This window comes from Bacillota bacterium, from assembly GCA_012839765.1.
In the GTDB taxonomy this organism is placed as follows: domain Bacteria; phylum Bacillota; class Limnochordia; order DUMW01; family DUMW01; genus DUMW01.
The window spans coordinates 1-11,890 of the sequence record DUMW01000048.1 but is presented as its reverse complement, the minus strand read 5'-3'; the positions used below and the strand labels follow the sequence as shown (position 1 = coordinate 11,890).

Genomic DNA, 11,890 nt, shown 5'->3' with positions numbered 1-11,890 from the left:
CACGGTGAGACTACTGCCAAAGGAGCTTGGCACGCCAGATGAAATATTGGAACGATATGGGATCGAACGGTCAACTTAGCACACGTTCTTTCTTTTTTTCCCTGGGCTTATGTCAAAACCCCAGTTTACCGGGTTTCTTGGCAGGATTAACCTTCTTTTGTAGCGAATAGGCAATTGAGAAGTAGCTGTCGGTTGTATGGATAGTTCTTCGGTTTGTTGGGCCGAGTAGAGGTCCGCCGGCTCTGGCCTTACCAGAGCCGGCGGAAGATGTGGGTAATACAGAGAGGTAAATATCTTATACGGAGGGAAGTAGAATGGAACAGGATTTTGTTGTACAGGAACCGCAGAACCGTTGGCGGGGTCGCATGCCGAAAATAGGGATTCGCCCTGTCATTGACGGCCGGCGGCGGGGTGTGCGGGAGTCTTTGGAAGAGCAGACCATGAACATGGCCAAGGCGGCGGCGGAGTTAATCACCAAGAACCTTCGCCATGCCAATGGGATGCCCGTGGAGTGCGTCATCGCAGATACCACCATCGGCGGATTCAGCGAGGCCGCAAAGGCTGAAGAGAAGTTCGCCAGGGAAGGGGTTGGGGTCACCATCTCCGTAACCCCGTGCTGGTGCTACGGTTCGGAGACCATGGATATGGATCCCCATCGTCCCAAGGCCATTTGGGGCTTTAACGGCACCGAGCGGCCCGGCGCGGTCTATCTTGCTGCGGTGCTGGCGGCCCATAATCAAATGGGACTGCCGGCCTTTGGTATCTACGGCCAGAATGTCCAAGATGCCACAGATACGTCCATCGCTCCCGATGTGGCGGAGAAACTGTTGCGGTTTGCCAAGGCTGGTCTAGCGGTGGCCACCATGCGGGGCAAATCCTACCTGTCCATGGGTTCTGTCTCCATGGGGATCGCCGGTTCCATGGTGAACCAGAGCTTCTTCCAGGAGTACCTGGGGATGCGTAACGAGTATGTGGACATGTCTGAGTTTATCCGTCGGATCAATGAAGAAATATATGATCCTGAGGAGTACGAGCGGGCATTGGCCTGGGTGAAGCGGCACTGTAAAGAGGGTTGGGATCCTAACCCGCCGGAGTTGCAGTCCTCTCGGGAACGGAAGGATTGGGAATGGGCGTTTGTGACCAAGATGGCCCTGATCGCCAAAGACTTGATGGTGGGCAATCCTCGCCTTGCGGAATTGGGTTATGCGGAGGAGGCCGAAGGGCGCAACGCCATCCTGGCTGGTTTTCAGGGGCAGCGGCAGTGGACAGATCACTTCCCCAACGGCGATTTTATGGAAGCTATTCTGAACTCCTCCTTTGACTGGGAGGGCATTCGGCAGCCCTATCTGGTGGCTACCGAGAATGACTCCCTCAACGGGACGGTCATGCTTTTTGGTTACCTACTCACCGATCGGGCCCAAGTCTTTGCTGATGTACGCACCTACTGGAGTCCTGACGCAGTGAAGCGAGTGACGGGTCGCGAGCTGACGGGCTTGGCGGAGAATGGGATTATCCACCTGATTAACTCCGGTTCTGCGGCCATCGACGGCTGTGGTCGCCAGACCCAGGACGGTCAACCGGTAATGAAGCCCTACTGGGAGATCACCCCTGAGGAGGCCAAGGCTTGTCTGGACGCTGTTTCTTGGTGTCCCGCCAACCGGGGCTATTTCCGGGGCGGCGGTTTCTCCTCCCACTTTGTGAGTAAGGGAGGTATGCCGGTGACCCTGTCCCGTTTGAATATTGTCAAGGGCCTTGGTCCGGTGCTGCAAATCGCCGAAGGTTATACCGTGGAGCTGCCCAAGGAAGTCCACGACATCCTGGACAAACGCACGGATCCCACCTGGCCCACTACCTGGTTTGCACCACGGCTTACCGGTAAGGGTGCCTTCACGGATGTTTACTCTGTGATGGCCAACTGGGGTGCAAACCACGGAGCCTTCAGCTACGGTCATATCGGTGCGGACCTCATTACCCTGGCCTCCATGCTGCGGATCCCCGTTTGCATGCACAATGTACCGGAAGAGAAGATTTTCCGGCCTAGCGCTTGGAGTGCCTTCGGGACCAGCGACCTGGAAGGTGCCGATTACCGAGCCTGCAAGAACTTCGGTCCGTTGTATGGTTAGTCACACTGGGGGGCTATGGCCCCCCAGATCCCTTGCGGAGGTGATTCCTATGGGCGCGCCGGTGAAGATGCTGGCCTTCGATTTGGGGGCCAGTAGTGGCCGTGCGATGTTGGGGATATATGAAAAGGGACGTTTGTCCATCGAGGAGATCCACCGGTTTCCCAATGAACCCGTTTCCCTGCGGGGACATCATTACTGGGATATCCTGCGTTTGTTCCACGAGATCAAGCTTGGTCTGCGCAAGGCCTTCAATGGAGGACATAAAGACATTGTATCCATTGCTATCGACACCTGGGGTGTGGATTTCGGCCTTCTGGATAAGAACGGCGATCTTCTAGGCAACCCCTACCACTACCGGGATTCCCGCACCGATGGGATGATGGAGAAGGTCTTTGAGCTGATTCCTCCGGAGGATCTTTACGCCCAAACGGGGATTCAGTTCATGAAGCTGAACACGATCTTTCAGCTCTTTGCGGTGAAGCAGTTCCAGGAGCATATCCTCAAGGAGACAAGAGCAATGCTCCTTGTTCCCGACCTGCTCAACTACTTTCTCACCGGACGCATGGCCTCGGAGTATACCATTGCCAGTACTACCCAGCTACTGGATCCGGTGAAGCGGATTTGGAATTGGGATCTCATTGATAAGCTGGGCCTGCCCAATATCTTTACCGACATCATTCCGCCGGGAACGGTGTTGGGTCCCTTGTTGCCGGAAGTGGTGGAGGAGCTCGGCGGTGGGGAAGACATCTCGGTGGTGGCGGTGGGTTCCCATGATACCGCCTCTGCGGTGGCTTCGGTGCCCGCATCTTCCAAAGATTTCGCGTACATCAGTTCCGGTACCTGGTCCCTTATGGGTGTGGAGATCGATCAGCCGATCATTAACCTGGAGAGTGCCTCCCTCAGTTTCACCAATGAAGGGGGCGTTGCCAATAGGATTCGGTTCCTGAAGAATATTATGGGCCTGTGGCTGGTCCAGGAGTGCCGGCGTCAGTGGCAACGGGAAGGGGAAGATTTGAGTTTTGGTCAATTGGCGGAATTGGCTAAGGAAGCAAAACCCTTCCGGGCCTTTGTTGATCCCGATCACGAATCCTTTGTGGCACCAGGGGACATGCCTGCGCGGATCCAGGACTTTTGTCGGAATACTAACCAGCCGGTGCCTGAGACCAAGGGGGAAATCATTCGGTGTATCACCGAGAGTCTAGCGTTGAAATACCGGGTGACCATGGAGAGCTTGGAGCAGATCCTGGGGCGGGAGCTTTCGGTGCTGCATATTGTTGGTGGGGGTATCCAGGATGAACTCCTGTGTCAGTTTACCGCGGATGCCACGGGCAAGCGGGTCCTCGCTGGTCCTGTGGAGGCTACCTCCATCGGTAATCTCATGGTTCAGGCCATGGTGGCCGGACAGGTGGGCAGCCTCGAGGAGATCCGGGCCTGTGTGGCCAGATCTTTCCCCCAGAAGGAGTACATCCCCCAAAACACCGAGGCCTTCGATGGGCAATACCAACGTTTCAAAGAGTTGCTAAGCTGATTGTTATCGGCCCAAGGACTTGGGCCGATTCCTCCCCCCAACACTTACCAGAAGTATTCTTGGTCCATCTGTCGAATTGAGAGAATTATAAGAAAATCTACCTGGAAAATCGATAATTGGTCCACATGGTATGCTACTGGAGGGGGAAACAGATGAAGTCAAGAATACTGTTTTCGGTGGGGATGATACTACTCTTTGGCCTTCTTTTCGCGGGTTGTCAACAACTGGATCAAGGCCTGGGCCCTGGGCCCAGCAACAAGTTCTATGTGGTGCAGCCGGGGGATGCCCTGTGGCGGATTGCCCAAAGGTTTAACACCACCGTCGATGCCCTGGTGGCCCTCAACGGAGTGTCCCCAGAGGCGCTGAGGGTGGGTCAGCAACTGCTACTACCCCCGGGGGCCGAGGATCAATATCGGTTTGCTTTGGAACCCTGGGAGCTGGATCTTTTTGCTCGGCTCGTCCACGCGGAAGCCGAAGGTGAACCCTACGAGGGGAAAGTGGCAGTGGCCGCTTCGGTGTTAAACCGGCTGGCGGATCCCCGGTATCCGGATACCATCTATGAGGTAATCTATCAAGTGGTGGCCGGGGCGTATCAGTATAGCCCGGTGCGGGACGGGCGGATCGATTTGCCCGCGGGTCCCGATTCTGTCAACGCGGTGCATGAGGCCCTGTTGGGCCGGGACCCTTCCCTAGGCGCCAACGGGTTTTACAATCCCCAAAAGACCAACAATCAATGGGTGCGCCAACAACCGGTGACGGTGGTTATCGGGCAGCATGTCTTCTTTCGCCACTAAGAAACAGGGTGCCGGTGAGGCACCCTGTTTCTTAGATCCGGCGGGCCACCAAATGAGCATCGTAAATGGCTGCGGTAGCACGTCCCGGTTCTTTCGCATCGCCGATGATCTCTACGTGCACTCCCGGGGGCAGCTGCTTTGCCAATTCGTTATTGCTTTCCATGCCCGCGGCGATTACCACGGTGTCCGCGGGGATCCGATCCTCCCGGTCCCCCAGGGAAACATCCACGCTGTCGGGGTTTATCCTAAGGACTTCGACTTCGGTGAGGATCCTCACTTTGCCCTTGGCTAGCCGTTCCAATAGGAAGGATTTGCGGGCTGGGCCCGTGGCTCCACCGATGTCTCCCAGGCTTTCTACCACGGTCACTTTGTGGGCCTGCTCCGCCAAGAAGTCTGCAATCTCCAGGCCAGTGGCTCCACCACCAATGACTACCACCTGGGGACCTACTTCGACCTCGCCCTTCAAGACAGAATTGGCAAAGACCACGTGGGGTTGGTCCACTCCGGCGATGTTCGGTTTGGCATGGCTTGATCCGGTGGCGATAACTACAGCGTCGGGATTCTCCGCCATGATTCTATCCACATCCGCCGGCGTGTTCAACTGTACATTAATGCCCAACTTGTTCACCTGGTTGATGAGCCATTGGGCATCCTCCCGGATTTCATACTTGTCCGGCAGGACACCGGCTAGCAGCCATTGGCCGCCGAGACGATCGGTGGCTTCAAAGAGGGTTACGTTGCAGCCGCGCAGTTTAAGCAGTCGAGCCACTTCCATACCTGCCACCCCGCCTCCCACGACCACTACGGTCTTGTTCGAGGGGGTGAGGGGCTCGAATTCTTGCTCCCGGCCACATTCCGGATTGAGGATACAAGTGGCGTGTTTGCCCTCCAACAGGAGTCGGTCTACACAACCCTGGTTACAGGCGATACAACGTCTGATCTCATCCCATCGTCCCTGCTGAGCCTTGTTGGGAAACTCGGGATCCGTCAGCAAGGCACGACCGATGGCGATGAAGTCCGCCTGGCCCTTGGCCAGGATGTCTTCGGCCAATTGCGGGTCGTTGATACGACCCACGGTAATGACAGGGATGTCTACTACCTTCTTTACCTCGGCCGCGGCCCAGACGTTGAAGCCCCGGGGCAGATCCATCGGAGGTACCGTATAGCGCAAAGACTCGTACGCACCGATGGAAACGTGGATGGCATCTACTCCTGCCTTTTCAAGGATCTTCGCGATCTTCTTCGTATCCTCGATGGTCAGCCCATCCCGCACCATTTCCTCGCCGCTCAACCGATAGAGGAGGGGGTAGTTCTGCCCCACCTGATCCCGCACCGCGGCGATGATCTCCAATGCGAAACGGGCCCGGTTTTCCAGGGTGCCGCCGTATTCATCTATACGTTTATTGGAATAGGGGGACATGAATTGGGCGATGAGGTACCCATGGGCCCCGTGGAGTTCGACGGCATCGAAACCTGCTTCCTTAGCCCTCCGGGCCGCTTGGGCATAGGCAGTTACCAGCTCTTTGATCGTCTCCTTACTGAGTTCTTCCGGTTCCTCTTGGCAGAGGGGACAGGGGATGGGGGAGGGGGCTACGATGGGCCTCCCGGTGACCCGGGAATTGGTCTGGCGTCCCGCATGCCACAATTGCAGACAGGCTGCTGCCCCACCTTGATGGATCACATCCACCAGTTCCTTCATTTTGGGGATGTACTTGTCGTCCCAAATGGCCAACCCCGATCCGCCGCTGGTGGGATGGACCGCCGCGATCTCCACCGTGTCCATGCCCACACCGCCCGCTGCTCGCACGCGATGGTAGTGATACAGTCTTTCGGTGACGTAGCCTTCCCTGTCCTGCATCCCCGATCCCATTGCAGGCATGATCAAACGATTCTTCAATGTGAGGCTCCCGATTTTGCCCGGCGAAAACAGCTTGGTAAACATGGCTTTTCTCCTCCTTGATATTGGCTTATGTTTTAATGTCTGTCTAGGGCTTAGTTTTATACTTCTTCTTCCGGGACTTGCTGGGAGCCTAGTTGAATCATCTGTTAATGTAGGCTATCTTAGCCAGTTCAGCAGGGTCTTCGCATCCTCCATGAAGGCCTCCGGCTCATCGTCCCGGACAAATTCCACCAACAGCCAGTGTTCCTTACCCGAAGTCTTGATTACCTCCAGGTATTGCTTCCACACTGTCTCGCCTTCGGCCAGGGCCCGCCGGGTGTGTCGAGGTTCCCAGTAGAAGGTGTGCACATTTACCAGGTAGGGAAGTAGCTCTTTGAGTCCTGCTATCCGGTACTCCACGCTCACATCCACCGCGGGTTGCCAATAGCTTTTTAGGTTTGGTTCCGCCACATCAGCCAAGAAGCGGAGGGTGGTTTCATTGGTATCGGTGATGGTGCCACCGTGGAATTCCAAGGCCACGACGATCCCCTCGGTTTGGGCCATCCGGGCAATGCGGCGGGCATCTTCCACGATCCGTTGATAATACTCTTCATCCACTTTTTCCGAGGGACGGACACCGCCCCACACTCGAATGGTGGGAGCTCCCAAAACCTTAGCGGTCTTGAGTACCGCGGAGAAATCTGGTTCCGGCTCGCCCAAGCGATAATAGGAGCCGTATGCCGCGGTGTAAAGTCCTGCGTCCTGGGTCAATTGTCGCACAGATTTGGCCGTTTCCAGGTCCCCGTGGGGGACGTGGACATCGCCGCCCCATTCTATTCCTTCCAACCCGGCCCTTTGAACCAACTCCACGATCTGCCGGGGGGTTAGTTTACGAAAGGTGATCGATACTAAGCCTGATTTAAGCATCCTCACAACTCCTTCTAATATGGAAAGCTGATTAGATCTTCGATGTAGTTCCAGACCAAAGTGGCGCCGTAGGTATGCCCTGGATAGGCCCACCCACTGCCGCTGGGGTTTTCCCTCGCTCCCAGATACTCCACAAAGGGGGCAGTACCCCGCTTTACGTAGACAAAGCGTGGACTGAGGAGAACCTTATCCACAGGCAGAGCCTTGGTGGTCGCGTAGGCGTACAAATGCTGGATATGGGCTTCCACGCCCGCGGCGGCACTGGTGAAGATGGCGCCGCATATGCCGGCCTGAAAACGCACTTGGGTAGGATCGGCTCCATTTAACGGGGTGTTCCCGTCGCTAGGCGTGCCCGTGGCCCCCAGGCCACAGAAGTTGTTCTGCCACGCTTGCACGATGCCGTCGAAGCGGAAGGCCCCCGTTTCCTTCACCGCCTGGGCCAAGGCCACATCGGGCCTAATCCCGTATTCCGGGGCAATGTCGTAATATAAATCCGCCAACCAGCCCCAACCCGGAGCCCGATGGTCTAGCCAGGCCCGGGCCTGTTCCCGGGTGGCTACCGCCTCACCGACAATGGGGGTCAGGGACTGGGTCCAATCCAGGCGGTTTGTCGGGCCTGTCACCAGCTGAGAGGCCGGAATAAAGATCCGTCCGGGTTTGCTAGCGGTTACCCTGACGATCCCTGTCAGTCCGGTGATGGTCCATCGTCCCCAGACATCGGTGACCGCTATCTTGGGCGGATCCTCATCGGTGACGACCACTACACCAGCAATGGGTCTTCCCTTGTTGTCGGTGATGGTTCCGGAGATGGAATAGGCAAAGGATGTCGTTGTGCAACCGATGAAAAGCAGGACTATGAGGGCCAAAACTACTGCACAGCGAAGCCTTGTCATGGAACCGACCCTTCCTTGAAGATTCTTGGCAAAGTGTTCGTTACACTCTCCTGAATTTCCTGCTAGTGATGGGCAAGGTAGGCTTCGGCGTGACTGCGTACCAGAGGACTGGTGCTTTTAGCGGCTTGAACAATCAGGTCTTTGGCCGGTGGAGTACCTTCGTTGGCTAAGACGATCACGGCATTGCGCTGCAGCACTGCCTTGCCCGCCCACCCCATGGGGGTCGCCCCGAAGATTTCCCTAAAGTCTCTGTTGGACAGCCCCAGGAGCCGAGCTAGATCCATGGGTTGCGTAAAGGGGGCCAGGGGTGCAAACTCCCAATGACAATTGACTGGTACCCTGCGGTTTTTCGGACAGACTTCCTGGCAGCGGTCGCACCCGTAAAGGGTGTTTTCAAACTGGGGCCAAAGATCCAAGGGGATGAATTCTTTGCTCTGGGTGAGATAGCTAAGACACTTGGTGTAATCCAACCGGTAAGGCCCAAGGGCTTGGGTGGGACAGGCCTGAAGGCAGCGTTGGCAATCTCCACAGGCCGATACCAAAGGGGATACCCCAGTGGCGGGGAGGGGATAGGTGGTGACAATCTCCCCGAGAAAAACCCAGGAGCCCAGCTCCGGATGGATGATGCAATTGTTCTTTCCATAGAAGCCGATTCCAGCCAGATACGCCGCTTCCCGGTCGAAGAGGGGGCCTGTATCCACACAGACACGAAACTGGGCGCCGGTAAGCTCCTGTAGATACTGGCCCAATTGGTTAAGCTTCCCGGTAAACACCCGGTGGTAGTCCTGTACCCGGGCATACCGGGCGATGCGGGGTCCTGTACTGTTTCCGATTTCGTTGTTATATGAAATGGCGGTGCAGATGATGCTTTGGGCCTTGGGGAGGACCAAGCTCGGGTCGATGGCCGCGTTTCGATCCTGGGGGGCCCAGGGGGAAAGGGTTCTTTTTTCTAACAGGCTGGCCAAACGTTGGAAGGAGGAGGCGGGGATGATGCCTAAGGCATCGATTCCCAATTCCCTTGCCTTTTCCCGAAGCTTAGTAGTGAGTGTCAAAGGCAATCTTGCCCCTCCTGTTTGTAACCTATTTTACAGCGTATTCCGCTTTCGCCAGGCGCAGGGCATCCCGGGCGATGACCAGTTCCTCATCGGTGGGGATGACCATGACCTTTACTTTAGATGTATCGGTAGAAATGATGTTTTCAGCCCTGTTACCCTTTTGGTTTTTAGCTTCATCGATTTCCACGCCCAACAGCTCCATATCTTTCAAGACATCGTAACGGACCTGATGGTCGTTTTCGCCGATGCCACCGGCAAAGATCATGACGTCCACGCCGCCGAGGGCCACGGCATAGCTACCCACATACTTCCGAATTCGATAAACGAATACTTCATAGGCTAAGCGTGCCCGCTCGTTGCCTTCCCTAATCGCGGCATGGATATCCCGCATGTCGGAGCTGATGCCGGAGATCCCCAACAGACCACTCTCTTTGTTTAGCATGCGATCAATGTCCAGGATGGACATATTGAGTTTTTCCGCCAGAAAACGGGTGATGGCCGGATCTACATCACCGGACCGGGTACCCATGACGAGCCCCTCCAAGGGGGTCAGTCCCATGGTAGTATCGATACAGACCCCGCCTTTCACCGCGGCCATACTGCAACCATTACCCAGATGCATGGTGATGATGCGCAGGTCCTCCAGGGGTTGTCCCAGGATTTCGGCGGCCTGGTGCACCAAGTAACGATGGGAAGTGCCGTGGAACCCGTACTTGCGGATACCGTGTTCTTTATATAGTTCGTAGGGAACAGCGTACAAGAAGGCCTTCTCCGGTAGGGTCTGATGGAAGGCAGTATCGAAAGCGGCCACTTGGACCACGTTGGGCATCAGCTCACTACAGGCCTTGATCCCCATGATATTGGCGGGCATGTGCAGAGGACCTAGTTCGATGAAACCTTCCAGGGTGGTGACTACTTCGTCGGTGATCACTACGGAATCATCATAGACCTCTTTACCGTGGAGCACCCGGTGGCCCACAGCATAGATCTCTGAAAGATCCTTTACAACACCATAGGTGGGATCAAGGAGAGTGTCCAGTACTAGCTTCAGGGCTTCCCGATGGTTCTCGATGGGTCTTTCCAGATTCCGCTTCTCGTGGCCGTTATGGGCAAAAACATAGTTACCAGTGCCGTTTACGCCGATCCGTTCCACCAGGCCCGAAGCGAGAACCGTTTCGTTCTCCATGTTGAACAGCTTGTACTTTAATGAGGAACTCCCACTGTTGATTACTAATACGTCCACAATTATCCAATCCTTTCTCCTACTGTTGTGCTCGCTAACCGAGACGTAATTTTTGTAGATTATGACCAAAAACCTCCGCAAACTCCTCCCCAAAGTGCCGCATGATACGTACTTGATAGATCTCATGTTTGATGTATTCCTGGGCAATGAGGACGAGGGCGGGGTTTGTTGTCCAAACTCCGTGGGCGTGCTGGTGCATGGTGGCAATCAGTGCCTCCTCACCATCGGCGGTGACTACAAAGAGTCGATTTTTCTGTTCTTCTTCCACTGCTTTTTGGTAATCATGTTGGAACAAACGGGTGGTTCCCAAGGAAGCCAAATCCCCAAAGGCCAAGACGATCACCCGATCCTTGTTCGACAACGCGTGTTCCAAAGGCTCTGCTTCCTCTGGCCACAGGGCCACCAAGGCTTGGTCGGTACAGTTTTCAATGATGTCTTCTGCTTTGGCGAGGATGCTGTCGTAGCCGTGTATGTTCCAGATCTGCTCGGAACCCTTGTCGATGAAAAGTTGAGCGAAATTGTCGTTGAGAAAACTGATGGTTTGTTCAAACTGCTGTTGACATTGTCGAAGCAATTGCTGGGGATTGACAGCTACATACTTGACGGGATCAGTAAGATTGGCCCAGAGGGCTCCCTTTTCTTTAAGACGATCGATGGTTTCGTAAATCTTGGAAGTGGGAACGCCGGATAGTTTACTGAGTTCATATCCAGTGACCGGCTGGCCCTTCTGTAAGGCTGCGATATATGCTCGGGCTTCGTACTCTGTGAAGCCCAGATCTTTTATTGACGCAATTATCTCCTGTAACCGTTCCACGAAATATCCGCAATAAACCCACCACCAAGAGGGTGGTGGGATGGCTGCGGTCTTCCCCCTTTGTTGTGGAAGTACTGGATACTACCTCTGTTCCAAGAAGGCCGGAAGTACAGATGCTCTAAAACCTTTGGTTTGCGCCTGGGGTCCACAATTCCCCAATAACAAACCTGTCTTAACGAGCTTCTGCTGCCTCTTTAGGCCACTACACTACCTAGGTAGTCAAGGATATTATACAGGGAAAAATACCGTATTTCAACCGGTTTGCGCAGGTATTTGGGACCGATCATGGCTCTTTCGAAGGCTCCTTTGAGAACTTCATGTATCTTGGCACAGACCAAGTGAAAAAGGTCTGGGGTAACAGGGTTTTCTAGAAACCGAGGTTGCGAAAACCGCATTGGTGGGCGGGCCTGGGGATAGGACGTCGGTTCTTGCTTTGGATGAAGGGTTTCCGCGGCTCCCCTTAGCTTTTGGGGTACGGAAGCGGTGGTTCCACCGTCGGATGGCGACCAATAGCACCACGGATCTGTATGTGTGAAACAGACAACAGTCTTACTAAACCCTTGGCGTCGCGTCTATAGGGAGGCTGTATGTTCCCATGTCTCTGGCATCTTTGGTCAGTTTATTGGGCTCCGAT

Annotated in this window: 9 protein-coding genes; 3 read left to right on the top strand and 6 right to left on the bottom strand. The window is 55.2% G+C overall.

The window, feature by feature from the left end:
- Window positions 1-314 precede the first annotated feature (314 nt).
- The 3 genes from GXX57_05030 to GXX57_05020 all read left to right on the top strand — a co-directional run bounded on the left by GXX57_05030 (window position 315) and on the right by GXX57_05020 (window position 4,445).
- Window positions 315-2,123: an L-fucose isomerase gene (locus GXX57_05030; protein ID HHV44011.1), complete on the top strand. Its 1,809-nt coding sequence runs from the start codon at window positions 315-317 to the stop codon at window positions 2,121-2,123.
- A gap of 49 nt (window positions 2,124-2,172) precedes the next feature.
- Entirely contained in the window at window positions 2,173-3,651 is a 1,479-nt protein-coding gene (locus tag GXX57_05025) for a rhamnulokinase (GenBank protein ID HHV44010.1), read from the top strand.
- Between the two features lie 152 nt (window positions 3,652-3,803).
- Window positions 3,804-4,445, top strand: a complete 642-nt coding sequence (locus GXX57_05020) for a LysM peptidoglycan-binding domain-containing protein (protein HHV44009.1) — start codon at window positions 3,804-3,806, stop codon at window positions 4,443-4,445.
- A 31-nt stretch (window positions 4,446-4,476) separates the two neighbouring features.
- Here the strand turns inward: GXX57_05020 and GXX57_05015 are convergent, their stop codons facing one another.
- The 6 genes from GXX57_05015 to GXX57_04990 form a co-directional block, all read right to left on the bottom strand.
- Window positions 4,477-6,387: an FAD-dependent oxidoreductase gene (locus GXX57_05015; protein ID HHV44008.1), complete on the bottom strand. Its 1,911-nt coding sequence runs from the start codon at window positions 6,385-6,387 to the stop codon at window positions 4,477-4,479.
- 114 nt (window positions 6,388-6,501) lie between these two features.
- Window positions 6,502-7,251, bottom strand: coding sequence for a sugar phosphate isomerase/epimerase (locus GXX57_05010; protein HHV44007.1), 750 nt, complete (start codon window positions 7,249-7,251; stop codon window positions 6,502-6,504).
- 14 nt (window positions 7,252-7,265) lie between these two features.
- Window positions 7,266-8,144: a hypothetical protein gene (locus tag GXX57_05005; GenBank protein ID HHV44006.1), complete on the bottom strand. Its 879-nt coding sequence runs from the start codon at window positions 8,142-8,144 to the stop codon at window positions 7,266-7,268.
- A 62-nt stretch (window positions 8,145-8,206) separates the two neighbouring features.
- Window positions 8,207-9,202 carry a tRNA epoxyqueuosine(34) reductase QueG gene (queG, locus tag GXX57_05000; protein HHV44005.1) on the bottom strand — a complete coding sequence of 332 codons (996 nt, stop codon included), beginning with the start codon at window positions 9,200-9,202 and terminating at the stop codon, window positions 8,207-8,209.
- A 22-nt stretch (window positions 9,203-9,224) separates the two neighbouring features.
- Window positions 9,225-10,442: an acetate kinase gene (locus tag GXX57_04995; GenBank protein ID HHV44004.1), complete on the bottom strand. Its 1,218-nt coding sequence runs from the start codon at window positions 10,440-10,442 to the stop codon at window positions 9,225-9,227.
- A gap of 34 nt (window positions 10,443-10,476) precedes the next feature.
- Window positions 10,477-11,256: a TrmB family transcriptional regulator gene (locus GXX57_04990; GenBank protein ID HHV44003.1), complete on the bottom strand. Its 780-nt coding sequence runs from the start codon at window positions 11,254-11,256 to the stop codon at window positions 10,477-10,479.
- Window positions 11,257-11,890: the final 634 nt, after the last annotated feature.

Excerpts from the sequence above, each read along its gene's own strand:
- GXX57_05020 (HHV44009.1), top strand. The coding sequence starts at position 3,804 with ATGAAGTCAAGAATACTGTTTTCGGTGGGGATGATACTACTCTTTGGC.
- GXX57_05005 (HHV44006.1), bottom strand. The coding sequence starts at position 8,144 with ATGACAAGGCTTCGCTGTGCAGTAGTTTTGGCCCTCATAGTCCTGCTT.
- GXX57_05015 (HHV44008.1), bottom strand. The coding sequence starts at position 6,387 with ATGTTTACCAAGCTGTTTTCGCCGGGCAAAATCGGGAGCCTCACATTG.
- GXX57_05025 (HHV44010.1), top strand. The coding sequence starts at position 2,173 with ATGGGCGCGCCGGTGAAGATGCTGGCCTTCGATTTGGGGGCCAGTAGT.
- GXX57_05010 (HHV44007.1), bottom strand. The coding sequence starts at position 7,251 with ATGCTTAAATCAGGCTTAGTATCGATCACCTTTCGTAAACTAACCCCC.
- GXX57_05030 (HHV44011.1), top strand. The coding sequence starts at position 315 with ATGGAACAGGATTTTGTTGTACAGGAACCGCAGAACCGTTGGCGGGGT.